This is a genomic window from Mesorhizobium sp. KR2-14, assembly GCF_040049255.1.
Taxonomy (GTDB): domain Bacteria; phylum Pseudomonadota; class Alphaproteobacteria; order Rhizobiales; family Rhizobiaceae; genus Pseudaminobacter.
This window is the reverse complement of sequence record NZ_JBDZDR010000010.1, coordinates 60,689-75,901: the sequence shown is the minus strand read 5'-3', so window position 1 is coordinate 75,901 and position 15,213 is coordinate 60,689. Positions and strand designations below refer to the sequence as shown.

11 protein-coding genes are annotated in these 15,213 nt (G+C 63.9%); 1 reads left to right on the top strand and 10 read right to left on the bottom strand.

Translation table 11 applies throughout. The annotated features are described in order from the left end of the window. Positions 1 to 163 precede the first annotated feature (163 nt). Positions 164 to 2,557, bottom strand: coding sequence for an aldehyde dehydrogenase family protein (locus ABLE86_RS20480; RefSeq protein WP_348780839.1), 2,394 nt, complete (start codon positions 2,555 to 2,557; stop codon positions 164 to 166). A gap of 11 nt (positions 2,558 to 2,568) precedes the next feature. Further along, positions 2,569 to 3,558, bottom strand: a complete 990-nt coding sequence (gene deoC / locus ABLE86_RS20475) for a deoxyribose-phosphate aldolase (RefSeq protein WP_348780838.1) — start codon at positions 3,556 to 3,558, stop codon at positions 2,569 to 2,571. 188 nt (positions 3,559 to 3,746) lie between these two features. On the opposite strand from deoC, the gene ABLE86_RS20470 reads away from it, so the two are divergent. Next, a complete protein-coding gene (locus ABLE86_RS20470) occupies positions 3,747 to 4,475 on the top strand; it encodes a DeoR/GlpR family DNA-binding transcription regulator (RefSeq protein ID WP_348780837.1) in 729 nt (242 codons plus the stop codon). Between the two features lie 55 nt (positions 4,476 to 4,530). On the opposite strand, the gene pyc is transcribed toward ABLE86_RS20470, so the two are convergent. The 8 genes from pyc to ABLE86_RS20430 all read right to left on the bottom strand — a co-directional run bounded on the left by pyc (position 4,531) and on the right by ABLE86_RS20430 (position 15,213). Next, the gene (gene pyc, locus ABLE86_RS20465) at positions 4,531 to 7,989 is read right to left on the bottom strand and encodes a pyruvate carboxylase (RefSeq protein WP_348780836.1); all 3,459 of its coding nucleotides are present in this window, start codon (positions 7,987 to 7,989) and stop codon (positions 4,531 to 4,533) included. A gap of 117 nt (positions 7,990 to 8,106) precedes the next feature. Beyond that, positions 8,107 to 9,225, bottom strand: a complete 1,119-nt coding sequence (locus ABLE86_RS20460; RefSeq protein WP_348780835.1) for a branched-chain amino acid ABC transporter substrate-binding protein — start codon at positions 9,223 to 9,225, stop codon at positions 8,107 to 8,109. Positions 9,226 to 9,364: 139 nt separating this feature from the next. Continuing rightward, positions 9,365 to 9,712 carry a DUF6867 family protein gene (locus ABLE86_RS20455; protein ID WP_348780834.1) on the bottom strand — a complete coding sequence of 116 codons (348 nt, stop codon included), beginning with the start codon at positions 9,710 to 9,712 and terminating at the stop codon, positions 9,365 to 9,367. 82 nt (positions 9,713 to 9,794) lie between these two features. Further along, positions 9,795 to 10,526, bottom strand: coding sequence for an ABC transporter ATP-binding protein (locus ABLE86_RS20450; RefSeq protein ID WP_348780833.1), 732 nt, complete (start codon positions 10,524 to 10,526; stop codon positions 9,795 to 9,797). Further along, positions 10,523 to 11,569, bottom strand: coding sequence for an ABC transporter ATP-binding protein (locus ABLE86_RS20445; RefSeq protein ID WP_348780832.1), 1,047 nt, complete (start codon positions 11,567 to 11,569; stop codon positions 10,523 to 10,525). The genes ABLE86_RS20450 and ABLE86_RS20445 overlap by 4 nt, the downstream gene beginning before the upstream one ends. A 17-nt stretch (positions 11,570 to 11,586) precedes the next feature. Further along, positions 11,587 to 12,975 (bottom strand): high-affinity branched-chain amino acid ABC transporter permease LivM, encoded by a 1,389-nt coding sequence (livM, locus tag ABLE86_RS20440; protein WP_348780831.1) that lies wholly within the window; start codon positions 12,973 to 12,975, stop codon positions 11,587 to 11,589. Positions 12,976 to 12,979: 4 nt separating this feature from the next. Next, positions 12,980 to 13,882 (bottom strand): branched-chain amino acid ABC transporter permease LivH, encoded by a 903-nt coding sequence (locus ABLE86_RS20435; protein WP_348780830.1) that lies wholly within the window; start codon positions 13,880 to 13,882, stop codon positions 12,980 to 12,982. Positions 13,883 to 14,211: 329 nt separating this feature from the next. Further along, positions 14,212 to 15,213, bottom strand: coding sequence for a 4-hydroxyproline epimerase (locus tag ABLE86_RS20430; protein WP_348780829.1), 1,002 nt, complete (start codon positions 15,211 to 15,213; stop codon positions 14,212 to 14,214).

The window sequence follows — 15,213 nt, the reverse complement described above, 5'->3', positions numbered from 1 at the left end:
GCCGCATTTTTCAATGGCAGGAAATCGGCCGCGACGGCCGGCGACGAGAGACGCTGCAGGCAAGCGTCATTCGCCGGAGCAGAATTCGCGACTTAAAGCTCGAAATCAAATGGTGCGGGCCATATCCGGCGCGCACCATTTGCAAGTCACTAAGGCCTCGGCCCTACTCGCCGTAGGGCACCCAGATGTTCTTCACCTGCGTTGCCCGGCGCAGGAATTCCCGGCCCTGGCCGTCGCCCGACGTCCAGTCGCGCGGAGCCCCGCTCCACACCGGCTTGAGGTTGCCGGCCGACGCCGCCTCGATCGTGGCCGCGTCGCCTGTCGAGCCGAAATCCCAAAGCGCTGCAACCTCGTCGTGCTCGGCCAGCGTCTTGGCCAGGCTCGCCGTCTCGCCGGTGACGATGCTGACCACGCCCGCCGGCACGTCGCTGGTGTCGAGCAACTGGTAGAAATCGGTCGCCGCCAGCGGATGGCGGGCCGAGGGCACGGCGATGACGCGGTTGCCGGCGGCCAGCGCCGGCATCACCAGCGAGACGAAACCGAGCAGCGGCGCCTTGTCGGGGCAGACGATGCCCATGATGCCGAAGGGCTCGTTCATCGCCAGCGTCACATGCCGCGACTTGGTCGAGTGGACAGCGCCGTCGTGCTTGTCGGCAAAGCCGGCATAGAAGAAGGTCCGGCGGATCGAGGCCGCCACTTCCTCCGCCGCGTCCTTGGCCGAGGCGCCGGTCATGGCGCGCAGCCTTGCCTCGAACTCAGCCGCGCGGGCCGACAGGTTCTCGGCGATATAGTAGAGGATCTGCGCCCGGTTGTGAGCCGTCGCCGCGCCCCAGCTGCCTGCCTTCGCCGCCGCTTCCACCGCGTTGCGGATGTCCTTGCGGTTGCCGAGGCCGGCATGGCCCACCGTCTTGCCGGCGGGATTGACCACCGCATAGCTATACCCGGAATCCGGCCGCGCCTGCTTGCCGCCGATATAGAGCTTGGCCGTGCGGTCGATCGCGTCGTCGGAGACGGGCGCCAAGGCCGTCGCGGCCGATGGCGTGGGGTTGAGCGGGGCTTTTGTCGCCTCCGCACCCTTGGCCGGCTTGCCGAGGGCGGGCACCAGATATTCGTAGAGCCCTTCCCGGCCGCCCTCGCGCCCGAAACCGCTTTCGCGGTAGCCGCCGAAGCCGGCGGCGGCATCAAACAGGTTGGTGGCGTTGATCCACACCACGCCGGCCTTGACGCGCGCGGCAATGTCGAGGCTGCGGTTGATGTTTTCCGACCAGATCGAGGCGGCTAGGCCGAAGCGGGTGTTGTTGGCCAGCGCCACCGCCTCGTCCGGCGTGCGGAAGGTCATCGCCACCAGCACCGGCCCGAAGATTTCGACCATCGCCACCGTCGAAGCCGGTTCGACGCCGGTCATCAGCGTCGGCGGGAAGAAGCAGCCCTTGGCCGGCATGGCGATCGACGGCTGGAACACCTCCGCCCCTTCCTGCCTGCCCTTGGCCACCAGCGCGCCGATGCGCTCCAGCTGCTCGGTGGAGACGACCGCGCCGATGTCGGTGGACTTGTCGAGCGGGTCGCCGACGCGCAGCGTTCCCATGCGGGCGCGCAGCTTGGCGTAGAATTTTTCGGCAATGCCTTCCTGCACCAGCAGGCGCGACCCGGCGCAGCAGACTTCGCCCTGGTTGAACCAGATCGCATCGACCAGGCCCTCGACTGCGCTGTCGAGATCGGCGTCGTCGAAGACGATGAAGGGCGACTTGCCGCCGAGCTCCAGCGACAGCTTCTTGCCCGAGCCGGCCGTGGCGCGGCGGATGATGCGGCCGACCTCGGTCGAGCCGGTGAAGGCCACTTTCGCCACCCCCGGATGCCCGACCAGCGCCGCACCCGTGTCGCCCTCGCCGGTGACGATGTTGACCACGCCGTCCGGCAGGCCGGCCTCGCGGCAGATCTCGGCGAAGGCCAGAGCCGTCAGCGGCGTCTGCTCGGCCGGTTTCAGCACCACGGTGTTGCCGGCGGCCAGAGCCGGCGCGATCTTCCAGGCCAGCATCAGCAGCGGAAAATTCCACGGGATGACCTGGCCGCAAACACCGACCGGCTGGTAGCCGGGAAACTCGCTTTCGATCAGCTCGGCCCAGCCGGCATGGTGGTAGAAGTGGCGGGCGACCAGCGGGATGTCGATGTCGCGGCTTTCGCGGATCGGCTTACCGTTGTCCATGGTTTCCAGCACGGCCAGGAAGCGGTCGCGCTTCTGGATATGGCGGGCGAGCGCATAGAGATGCCGCGCCCGCTCGTGTCCGGACAGCTTCGACCAGCTCTTGAAGGCGCGTGTGGCGGCTGCCACGGCGCGGTCGACGTCCTCGGCCGTGCCCCGGGCCACCCGGGCAAGCACCTTGCCATTGGCCGGGCTGGTCACCTCAAAGCTTTCGCTCGCCGCCGGGTCGGTGAACTTGCCGTCGATGAAGTGGCCGAAGCCCGCCTCATGCTGCCCGAGCCAGGCGACGACGTGTTCGTTGCTTTCGGGCGAGGGGCCATATTCCATGGTTTGCAGGATATCCTTGATGAGGGCCATGGGTGTCTCTTTCAGGCGAGTGCGTGCCGGTAGGCGGCGGAGTAGCGGCCGGTGACGAAGTGCTCGAGCTGGCGCTCGATGTCGCCCAGCAGCGAGCTTGCGCCGATGCGGAAGAGGTCGGGTTCCAGCCAGCGCCGGCCCAGCTCCTCCTTCATCAGGAACAGCCAGTTCATGGCATCCTTGGCGGTCCTCAAGCCCCCGGCGGGCTTGAAACCGACCTTGAAGCCGGTCTCCTCGCCATAGTCACGCAGCGCCCTCAGCATCACGAGGCTGACCGGCAGCGTGGCGTTGACGTCCTCCTTGCCGGTCGAGGTCTTGATGAAGTCGGCGCCGGCCTGCATTGCCACCATCGAGGCCTTGTAGACATTGCGCAGCGTCTTGAGATCGCCGGTGGCCAGGATGGCCTTCAGATGCGCCTCGCCGCAGGCCTCGCGCATCGCCGCCACCTCGTCATAGAGCGCCTGCCAATCTTGGCTGAAGACGAGAGCCCGGTTGATGACGATGTCGATCTCCTGGGCACCCTCTTCCACCGCATAGCGGATCTCGGCCAAACGCAACGGCAGCGGTGTCTGGCCAGCCGGAAAACCCGTGGCGACGGAGGCTACCGGGATGCCGGAGCCGGCAAGCGCCTTGACGGCGGACGGCACCATGCTCGGATAGACGCAGACCGCGCCCACGGTGGGCGGCGCATCCGTCAGTCCCAGCCCCTCGACCAGTTCGTCGCTTAGCGGGCGCATCGCCTTGGCGCACAACCGGTGGACGCGCCCGGGCGTGTCGTCGCCGGCAAGGGTGGTCAGGTCGATGCAGGTCAGCGCCTTCATCAGCCAGGCCGCCTGATATTCCTTCTTCACCGAGCGGCGGGTGGGGAGCGTCGCGGCGCGCCGCTCCACCGCGCTAAGGTTGACCTGAACCACCTCGAAGGCTTCGGTGCGCAACGGTGTTCCCTCGTTGCGCCGGAAGTTTTCAAGTCGTTGCGGCGTCGAATGATCCGGATTTGTCACGGATGGTGCCCGTCCTCTGGAGCCGACCCGGGCCTGCCTGGAGGGGCGCCGGCTCATTTTGTTAGAATTCCATCATTATGTTTCGATCGTTTCATGTTGACGTGAGAACTGTCAAGAGCGCATCTATCCGTATGCGGGTGCGACGACTGGCCGGGATGCCCGCAATTCGTGATCCGGATGGAGGCCACGTGAGCAGAACGGGACGCAGAAGCGAACGCCTGGATGCGCTGGGCGCGGTGTTGGAGAAAGAGGGCGTGCTGCGGCTGCGCGATGCTGCCGGGCAGCTCGGGGTCTCCGAGATGACGATCCGTCGCGACATCACCGAGGCCCGGGATCGCTTCACCTGCCTTGGCGGCTATATCGTCGGCGCGCTCGATGGCCCCGTGGGCGGCGACTACTCGCTGGCCCGGGAAAGCGACAGCCACGCGGCCGCGAAAGCGGCGGCTTGCGCCGAGGCGGTGAAGCTCATCGAGGAAGACGACACCATCTTCATCGATTGCGGCACGACCACGCCGCACCTGGCCGCACGTATCCCGGAAGACATGCGGCTGACGGCGATCTGCTATTCGATGAACGTGGCCGAAATTCTCTGCCACCGCAGGAACACCCGGCTGATCATGCTGGGCGGTCTCTATCACCCCGAAGCAGCCTCGTTCTCCAGTGAGGAAGGGCTTGAGACGCTGAAGCGCATCAACCTCAACAAGGCCTTCATCTCGGCCGGCGGCGTGCACGAGACACGCGGCATCACCTGCTCGCATTTCCACGAAGTGCCCATCAAGCAGATGGCGATCGAACGCGCGCTGGAGGCGCATCTCGTGGTCGACGCAAGCAAGTTCGGCAAGGTCAGGCCCGCGCATTTCGCCGAGGTCTCCGCCTTCACTTCGGTCATTTCGGACCGCCGGGAAACCTCCGGGTAGCACACGGTCGTCACGGCGCCCGGCAGCAGGCCTGGGCGCCGTGAGGTTACGGAGGTTAGCCGAAGACCACCAGAAGGTCCTTGGCGTCGATCTGGTCTCCCGACTTGACCAGCACTTCCGCAATGGTGCCGTCGCGTTCGGCGTGCAGCGCCGTCTCCATCTTCATCGCCTCGATGGAAAGCAGCACGTCGCCTGCCTTGACCGACTGTCCTGCAGCCACCGCCAGCGTCGAGACAACCCCCGGCATCGGCGCTCCGACATGCGCGTCGTTACCCGGTTCGGCCTTGCGCCGCGCCCTGGCGGCGGAAGTACCATGCGCCCGGTCCGGCACCTTCACGCGACGCGGCTGGCCGTTGAGCTCGAAGAACACCGTGACCATGCCCTTGTCGTCGACGTCGCCGATGGCCAGGCAGCGGACCACCAGTGTCTTGCCCTTTTCGATGTCTACGAAGATCTCGTCCTCGGGCTCCATGCCGTAGAAATAGGCCGGCGTGGGCAGCACGCTGACCGGGCCATAGCTTTCCTGCGCCGCCGCGAAGTCCGAGTACACCTTGGGGTACATCAGCCAGGATGCGAACTCGAACTCGCTCATCGAACGGCCGAGCTTTCCTTCGATCTCCTTGCGGTTGGCTGCAAGATCGGCCGGCTTGAGCAGCGAGCCCGGGCGCACGGTGATGGGCTTTTCGCCCTTCAGCGCCTTCTTCTGCAGTGCGGCCGGCCAACCGCCCGGCGACTGGCCGAGATCGCCGCGCAGCATCGATACCACCGAATCCGGGAAGGCGATGTCCTTCTCCGGGTCCTCGACGTCCGCGACGGTGAGATCCTGGCTCACCATCATCAGCGCCATGTCGCCCACGACCTTGGACGACGGCGTAACCTTGACGATGTCGCCGACAATCAGGTTCACGTCGTGGTAGGCCTGCGCGACCTCGTGCCAGCGCGTCTCCAGCCCCAGCGAGCGGGCCTGTTCCTTGAGGTTGGTGAACTGGCCGCCCGGCATCTCGTGCAGGTAGACCTCCGAAGCCGGCCCCTTCAGATCGCTCTCGAAGGCCGCGTACTGGTTGCGCACGGCCTCCCAGTAGAAGGAGATGCGGCGTATCCAGTTGGGGTCCAGGCCGGGGTCGCGCTCGTCGCCGCGCAGCGCCTGCACGATGGAGCCAAGGCAGGGCTGCGAGGTGTTGCCGGAGAAGGCATCCATCGCGGCATCGACGGCATCGACGCCGCTTTCGACCGCGGCAAGCACCGTGGCGGCCGACAGGCCCGACGTATCATGGGTGTGGAAATGGATCGGCAGGTCGGTTGCCTCACGCAGCGCCTTGAACAGAACGCGCGCCGCCGCCGGCTTGAGCAGCCCGGCCATGTCCTTGACCGCGATGATGTGGGCGCCCGCGGCCTCCAGCTCATTTGTGAGGCCGACATAGTATTTCAGGTCATACTTCGCCCGCGCCGGATCGAGTATGTCGCCGGTGTAGCAAATCGCCGCCTCGCACAGCTTGCCTTCGGCCAGCACGGCGTCCATGGCGACGCGCATGTTCTCGACCCAGTTCAGGCAGTCGAACACGCGGAACAGGTCGATGCCGCCGGCAGCCGCTTGTCTCACGAAATGCTGCACGACATTGTCGGGGTAGTTGGTATAACCGACGCCATTGGCGCCGCGCAGCAGCATCTGCAGCAGCAGGTTGGGCGCAGCCTCGCGAACCTGCGACAGCCTCTCCCAAGGGTCCTCGGTCAGGAAGCGCATCGCCACGTCGAAGGTCGCGCCGCCCCAGCATTCGAGCGACAGCAACTGCGGCAAAGCGCGGGCATAGGTTCCGGCAATGCGAGCGATGTCATAGGTGCGCACGCGCGTCGCCAGCAGCGACTGGTGGGCGTCGCGCATCGTCGTGTCGGTAACGAGCACCCGCTTTTCGCCGCGCATCCACTCGGCGAATTTCTCAGGTCCGAGCGCGTCGAGACGCTGCTTGGTGCCGTCCGGCACGGGGCCGGTGAACCAGGGAATGACAGGGGCAGCCGCGTGCGGATTGGGCTTGGCGCGGCCGCGGGTCTCCGGATGCCCGTTGACCGTCACGTCGGCCAGATAGTTCAGGAGCTTCGTCGCGCGGTCCTGGCGCTTGACCTGTGCAAACAGCTCCGGCGTCGAGTCGATGAACCGCGTCGTGTAGCTGTTTGCGCGGAAGCCCGGATGCGTGATGATCGCTTCCAGGAACGTCAGATTGGTCGCCACGCCGCGAATGCGGAACTCCCGAAGCGCACGGTGCATGCGCGCGATCGCCTCGTCGGCTGTCGGCGCCCAGGCGGTCACCTTCTCCAGAAGCGGATCGTAGAAGCGGGTGATCACCGCGCCCGAATAGGCAGTGCCGCCGTCGAGGCGGATGCCGAAGCCGGTCGCGCCGCGATAGGCGGTGATGCGGCCATAGTCCGGGATGAAATTGTGCTCCGGGTCTTCCGTGGTGATGCGGCACTGCAGGGCGTGGCCGTTCAGCCGGATTTTCGACTGGCTGGGCACTCCGGATTCCGGCTTGCCGATCGCGAAGCCGTCGAGGATATGGATCTGCGCCTTGACGATGTCGATGCCGGTCACCTCTTCGGTGACAGTATGCTCGACCTGGATGCGCGGATTGACTTCGATGAAGTAGAATTTTCCGGTATCCGCATCCTGCAGGAACTCGACCGTGCCGGCGCCGATATAGTTGGTTTCCTTGGCGAGCTTCAGCGCATGGCCGCAAAGCTCCTGCCGCAGCTCGTCGCTGAGATAAGGCGCCGGGGCGCGCTCGACCACCTTCTGGTTGCGGCGCTGGATGGAGCAGTCGCGCTCGAAAAGGTGCACCACGTTGCCATGGGTGTCGCCCAGCACCTGCACCTCGACATGGCGCGCCCGCTCGATCAACTTCTCGAGATAGACCTCGTCCTTACCGAACGCGGCCTTCGCCTCCCGCTTGCCTTCCGTGACTTCACGGGCGAGATCGGCTTCGGAGCGGATCGCGCGCATGCCGCGCCCGCCGCCGCCCCATGAGGCCTTGAGCATGACCGGATAGCCGATCTCGGCAGCCAGCTTCTTGACCGCTTCCATGTCGTCGGGCAGCGGATCGGTTGCCGGGACGACCGGCACGCCCACTTCCATGGCAAGGTGGCGGGCAGCGACCTTGTTGCCCAGACGGCGCATGGTTCCGGGCTTGGGCCCAATGAAGACGATGCCATTTTCGGCGCAAGCCTCTGCAAATTCAGGGCTTTCCGAAAGCAGCCCGTAGCCGGGATGGATCGCATCGGCGCCGGAAAGCTTGGCAACCCGGATCACTTCGTCGATCGACAGGTAGCTCTCGATCGGTCCCAATTCCCGGGCCAGATGGGGGCCGCGCCCGACCTGGTAGGATTCATCGGCTTTGAACCGATGCAGCGAATATTTGTCTTCCTCGGCCCAGATCGCGACGGTTTTGAGCCCGAGCTCATTGGCCGCGCGAAACACGCGAATGGCAATCTCTGAACGGTTGGCGACGAGGATCTTGCTGATCGGCAAAGGACTTTCTCCGATTGACGTTGGGAGAGGGGCGCCGGTCTGCTTAGCCTCACAATTGATGCGGTGCAAACAAAAATGCCCGGCGCAGGCGCCGGGCATTTGCTCTAGATTTAAAGCTTAGTCGATCTGGAAGTAGTTGTACTTGCCGTCGTCGCCCTTCTTCCACTGGTAGACCACGTAGTCGGCGTCGGTACGGTCGCCCTTCTCGTTGAAGGAGAGATCGCCCAGAACCGTCTTGAAGGGGCCCTTGGACTTGATGGCCTTGGCAACTTCCTGCGGGTCGTTCGAGCCGGCAGCGGTCGCAGCCTGCGCGATGACCTGCGTGGCGGCATAGGAGTAGAGCGTGTAGGCCTCGGGCTCGAAGCCGGCAGCGCGGAACTTCTCGACCACTTCCTTGGCGGCCGGGTTGTTGCGCGGGTCCGGACCGAAGGTGTTGTAGGTGCCCGCCACCGCATCGCCGGCGATCGAGGCGAGCTCGTTCGACACGATGCCGTCGCCCGAGAACAGCGGCGCCTTCAGGCCCTGGTCGGCCGCCTGGCGGATGATCAGGCCGGCTTCGGTGTGCAGGCCGCCCCAGTAGATCATGGTGACGCCGGCTTCCTTCATCTTGGCGATCAGCGCCGAGAAGTCCTTGTCGCCGGTGTTGACGCCTTCATACATGACGTCTTTGTGGCCGGCGGCAACGAGCGCCTTTCTGGTTTCGTCGGCAAGGCCCTGGCCGTAGGGGGTCTTGTCATGAATGACAGCCACCTTGGCGTCGGGGAACTTCTTGGCGATGTAGGCGCCGGCAATCTCGCCCTGCTGGTCGTCGCGGCCGCAGACGCGAATGGTGTTCCACAGGCCACGCTCGGTGAAGACCGGGTTGGTCGCGGCCGGCGTGACCTCCAGGATGCCGTTTTCGGCATAGACTTCCGAGGCCGGGATCGAGACGCCCGAGTTGAAGTGACCGACGACGAACTTCACGCCATCGGCAACGAACTTGTTGGCAACCGAGATGCCCTGCTTGGGGTCGGAAACGTCGTCGCCGACCGAAACCTTGATCTGTTCGCCATTGATGCCGCCCGCGGCATTGATATCTGCGGCCGCCTGCTCGGCGCCCTTTTGAAGCTGCGCGCCGAAGGCCGCGTTCGGGCCGGTGATCGGACCGCCGACGCCGAGCAGGATGTCTGCCCAGGCGCTTCCGCTGAACGCCATCAGCGCAGTCAGTGCAACTGCAGACAACAGTGATTTTTTCATTGAAACACTCCCATTAGACGGGCGGACGTGGATGATGCTTTCATGCGATGCCCACCCCTATCGCAGAAAGATTAGTTTGCCGATTTTCCGGCTTATTGTCACGCCGATTCAAAGAAGAACCGGGGCTATTATTTGAAGATCAGGCCTTGTTTCTCCAGCTCAGCAAGGAGGCTCTTTCGTAAAGCCAGTGATATTGTGTCACCATCTGGTTGGTGCGCGTGTACTGGAAGCCAAGGGCTCCGAGAATGATGAGGACCAGCGTGTCCGCGGCATAGTATTGCAGCGAAAACATCGTTCCCTCAAACAGCGCGTGATGGATGAAGCGCACCGCTATGCCCAGCAGCAGCAGATAGAACACCAGTGCAGCGAAGCTGCGCCAGGTCTGCGCGCAGGCGCGGCCGGTCATCCAGGCCGCCCAGCCGCCAAGCAGGCAGGTCACGAAAAAAAACTGCCAGATCGAGGCTTCTTCATAGAGAATGCCCTGCATTTCAACTCCTCCGCGCGGGCCTTTGGACCCTGTTCTGCGTTTTAGCCCGTACGCGACCCGATCGCCGCATTCATCGCCCCCGCTAGTGCCTGCCGCCTTCGAGATAGGCCGCGCGCACTTCCGGATCTGCCAGAAGCTCCTTGCCGGATCCGCTCATGGTGACGACACCGTTCACCATCACATAGCCGCGATCCGCCAGCCGCAAGGCGCCGAAGGCGTTTTGCTCGACCAGGAACACCGTGAGGCCCTGCGTCTTGTTGAGCACGCGTATGGCGTCGAAAATCTGCTTCACGATCAGCGGCGCCAGTCCCAGCGACGGCTCGTCCAGCAGCAGAAGGCGCGGGCGCGCCATCAGAGCACGTGCGATCGACAGCATCTGCTGTTCGCCGCCCGAAAGCGTGCCGCCGCGTTGCGACACGCGTTCCTTCAGGCGCGGAAACAGCTCGAAAACCTTTTCGACGTCCTCGTCGAAATATTTCAGCTTGTCGAGGCTGGCGCCCATCTGCAGGTTTTCCATCACCGTCATGCGCGGAAAGATGCGCCGTCCCTCGGGGGACTGGGCGATACGCAGACGGGCGATTTCGTGCGTGGGCAGTTCGGTGATGTCGGTGCCGGCAAAGGTGATCTTGCCGGCGCGAGCCCGCGGATTGCCGAAGATGGTCATCATCAGCGTCGACTTGCCGGCGCCGTTGGAGCCGATCAGGGCGACGATCTCGCCCTCGTTGACCGTGACGTTGACACCCGCCAGAGCACGGATATTGCCGTAATAGGTCTGAACGCCCTCGACCTGGAGCAAGGGTTTTGCCGTAATCATGTGCGCCTCTTGCCCTTGCCTGAGCCGGATTTGTCGGTGCTGCGCTTGTCTACCTGCAGCGCCTTGGATGCCTCGCCAGACACCCGGACGAGTTCACCATCTCCATTGCTGTGGCCGATCGTATCGCTGACCGGCCCGGCCATCATCGACGAGGACGCCGACGGCCCATGCGCCGGGTCCGGTTCGCCATCCAGTTCGTGGATGACGTGCTCGTCTCCAACCACTGTCAGGACTTCCTCGACCTCCTCGTCGTCGACGCCGAGATAGGCGGCGATGACGCGCGGGTCGTTCTTCACCTTGTCCGGATTTCCGTCGGAAATCTTGCGGCCATATTCCAGCACCACGACGTGGTCGGAGATCTGCATGACCACGGACATGTCGTGCTCGATCAGCAGGATCGAAGTGCCGCTGTTTTCCTTGATGTCGTTGAGCAGCGTGTTCAGCGCCAACGATTCCCTGGGGTTCAGGCCGGCCGCGGGTTCATCGAGGCACAGGAGTTCCGGTTCGGTGCACATGGCGCGCGCGATTTCCAGCCGGCGCTGCGCGCCATAGGGAAGATCGCCGGCCGGGTCATCGGCACGGTCGAGCAGTTCGGCCTTGTCCAGCCAGTATCTGGCCATGTCGATGGCGTCGGCGGAGGCCTTGTGGTAGCCGCCGATGCCGAGCAGGCCAAGCACCGTGAAGCCCGAAGCCCGCATGAGCTTGTTGTGCTGCGCAACCAGCAGGTTTTCCAGCACCGTCATGCCCGAGAACAGGCGGATGTTCTGGAACGTGCGCGCCACCTTGGCATGGGCGGTGATGCGGAAGTCCGGCATGCGTTCCAGCAGGAACTCGTTGCCGTCGCGGCCGGTCATGCGGATCAGGCCTTCCGTCGGCTTGTAGAAGCCGGTGATGCAGTTGAAGACGGTCGTCTTTCCTGCGCCGTTCGGTCCGATCAGCGCTGTGATCTCGCCGCGGCGGGCCTCGAAGGACAGGTCGCCGATGGCAACCAGTCCGCCGAATTTCATCGAAAGATGCTCGACCGAAAGAATCGGCTTGTTCATGTTCGTTCCCGTAGCCATCAGCCGTGCCCTTCCTTGGTAAAGGAGGCCGAGACGGCTTTTCGTTCGTGCAGGAAGGCGCTCGGTTCACGGCTGCCGACGAAGCCCCGCGGCTTCCACAGCATGACGATGACCATGGCGCAGCCGAACAGCAGCATGCGGTAGAGCTCCGGCGTGAAGCCTTCGCCGAAAACCACCTTCAGGAACTGCATCTCACGCAGGATTTCCGTGCCGCCGATCATGACCACGGCGGCAACGGCGATGCCCGTGAGCGAGCCCATGCCGCCAAGCACCACGATGGCCAGGATCATTGCCGATTCCAGGAAGACGAAGGATTCGGGGCTGACGAAGCCTTGCCGGGCAGCGAAGAACGAACCCGCGAAGCCGCCGAACATGGCGCCCGTGGCAAATGCCGACAGCTTGGTGGTGGTGGTGTTGATGCCGAGCGATCGGCAGGCGATCTCGTCCTCGCGCAACGCTTCCCACGCCCGGCCGACGGGCATGCGCCGCAGCCTTATGGTGACGAAAGCGGTGAGCAGCGCCAGCAGCAGGATCAGATAGAAGAGGAAAATCTTATAGTAGGCACCCGACTGGGCAATGTTCAGCACCTTGGCGATGTAGTTCTCGTCGCTGACATTGAACGACATCAGGCCGAAGAAGCTGACCTTCGGGATGCCGGAAATGCCCGCCGAACCATTGGTCACGTCGCGCCAGTTGATGAGCACCAGGCGGATGATCTCACCGAAGGCGAGCGTGACGATGGCCAGGTAGTCGCCGCGCAGCCGCAGCACCGGGAAGCCGAGAATGACGCCCCAGAAGGCGGCCATGATGCCGGCCATCGGCAGCAGCACCCAGAACGACCAGCCGAACTGACTGCCAAGCAGCGCATAGGAATAGGCGCCGACGGCGTAGAAGGCGACATAGCCCAGGTCCAGGAGGCCGGCGAGGCCGACGACGATGTTCAGGCCCCAGGCCAGCATCACATAGATCAGGATCTGGATGCCGAAATTGTCTACCCATTTGAGCGAACCCTGGAAGCCGAACAGCAGCACCATCAGCACGGGGTAGAAGAACAATGCGACGATGGCGAGGGTGGAGAAGTTGCGGCGCACGAAGCCCTTCTCGACCTTGGTCGCAGCGCGGCTTTTCTCCGCGCTGCGGCGCTCGATGGCCGGCTCCACGAAGGCCACGAAGAGGAAGCGGCCGGCCATCGTAAGCGCGACGATGATGGCCAGGACGCCCCAGCGCTGCACCAGGACGAGTTCGTTGTGGATGTTCTGGTCGGTCTTGAGGCCGATCAGCAGGACGAACAGCCCGAGCGAGACCAGGCCCGCATAGATCGCCTCGCGAAACGCACGCGCAAACGGCCTGCCGATTTCTTCCCGGCTCACGGAAATTGCTTCAGCCATGATCTCAGACCTTTTCCACTTCCGGCCGGCCCAGAATTCCGGAGGGCAGGAAGATCAACACGATGGCCAGGATGGAGAAGGCCGCCACGTCCTTGTAGTCGATGGAGAAATAGGCGGACCACATCGACTCGATGAAGCCGATCATCAGCCCGCCGATCACGGCGCCCGGAATGGAGCCGATGCCGCCCAGAACGGCTGCGGTGAACGCCTTCACCCCCGGCACGAAGCCGTCGGAGAAGACCACGACGCCGTAATACATCAGGAACAGCGTGCCGGCGACGGCGGCCAGGCAGGCGCCCATGATGAAGGTGATGGAGATGGTGCGGTCGACATCGATGCCCAGAAGTGCGGCCATCTTGCGGTCCTGCTCGCAGGCGCGCTGGGCGCGGCCAAGCGAGGTCTTGTTGACCAGATACCAGAAGATCGCCAGCAGCGAGGTGGTCACCAGCACGATGATGATCTGCTTCAGCGAAACGCTGATCCCCTCGATGGTGTAGACGGTCGACACCATGGGCGGAATGGGCTTGTTGCGGGGGCCTTGCGTGACCTGCACGAAGTTGGACAGCGCGATCGACATGCCGATGGCGGTGATGAGCGGCGCCAGCCGGAAAGACCCGCGCAACGGGCGGTAGGCCACCTTCTCGATCGTCCAGTTGTAGAGGCTGGTGAGCAGCATCGCCACGATCATCATGATCAGCAACGCGACGACTACCGGCACCGAGTAGAAGAAGGCCACCAATATGAGAAACACGATCAGGGCCGTGAAGGCGCCAACCATGAAGATGTCGCCGTGGGCGAAGTTGATCATGCCGATGATGCCGTAGACCATCGTGTAGCCGATCGCGATCAGCCCATAGATCGATCCCAGCGTCAGCCCGTTGATAAGCTGCTGGATGAAATATTCCATGTAGATGCGGCTCCCCTGGGATGTCGCCTGACAGGCGCATCCCCTATCGAAATTCCCCTAGCCGTTATGCCGCCGATCACCGATTTGGATCTTGCTTATTATGATCGGTCGGAAGGCTTGGCTTTGTGTTCTGGTTGTTTGTTTTCTGCCCCAGTTTTCTGGACTATCGCGGAAGCTAGCATTGGCCTAACGCAATGTCCTTGCTTAATTGACGAATACCGCTGCCATTTTATCGCAGTTTCATGCGAGGGATAGCTGCATACAAGCAAATTCTTGCGTAAATGAGCTTCCCCTTTCTTTTCCGCCGCGCGCCGCCGAAAACTCCAGTCTCAGCTCACGATAAAACCGTGCGCAAAGGGATCGCGATCGTCGATGAAGATCGTGTTCAGCCCGGTCATGCGGGCCCAGCCCCCGATGGACGGAATGATGGCCGGCTTGCCCTTGACCTCCGTTTCGCGTTCCACCCGCCCCTTGAACAACGAGCCGATAATGGACTCGTGAACGAAACTGTCGCCGGCCTTCAGCCTGCCCTTGGCGTGAAGTTGCGCCATGCGCGCCGAGGTGCCGGTGCCGCAGGGGCTGCGGTCGATCGCCTTGTCGCCGTAGAATACGGCGTTGCGGGCGTCGGCCTCCTCGTGCCTGGGGGCACCGGTCCACAGCATATGCGAAAGGCGGTTGATGCCGGGATTCTCTGGATGCACGAAAGAATACTTCTCGTTGAGCCGCTGGCGCACCACCGGGCTCCAGGCGATCAGGTCTCCGGCGGTGTAGTCGGCCACGTCGCTATAGTTCTCCTGCGGTTCGACGATGGCGTAGAAGTTGCCGCCATAGGCGACGTCGACCCGGATTTCGCCAAGCGTCGGGCACTCCACAGTCAGCCCTTCGGCGTAGAGGAAGGAGGGCACGTTGGTTATGCGAACCTCCTCCACATATTCGCCGACCTGTCTGTACTCCGCCACCACCAGCCCGGCCGGGGTGTCGAGCCTCAGCACGCCAGGCGTCCGTGGCTTCACCAGCCCGTTCTCGATCGCCATCGTCACCGTGCCGATGGTGCCGTGGCCGCACATGGGCAGGCAGCCCGAGGTTTCGATGAACAGGATGGCGACGTCGCAATCCTCGCGCGTCGGCGGATAGAGGATCGAGCCGGACATGACGTCATGCCCGCGCGGCTCGAACATCAGCCCGGTGCGGATCCAGTCATATTCGGCCAGGAAATGCGCCCGCCGCTCCATCATGGTCGAGCCTTGCAGCAGCGGCCCCCCGCCGGCCACGAGACGAACCGGGTTGCCGCAGGTGTGGCCGTCGATGCAGGTGAAGGTATGCCGCGCCAT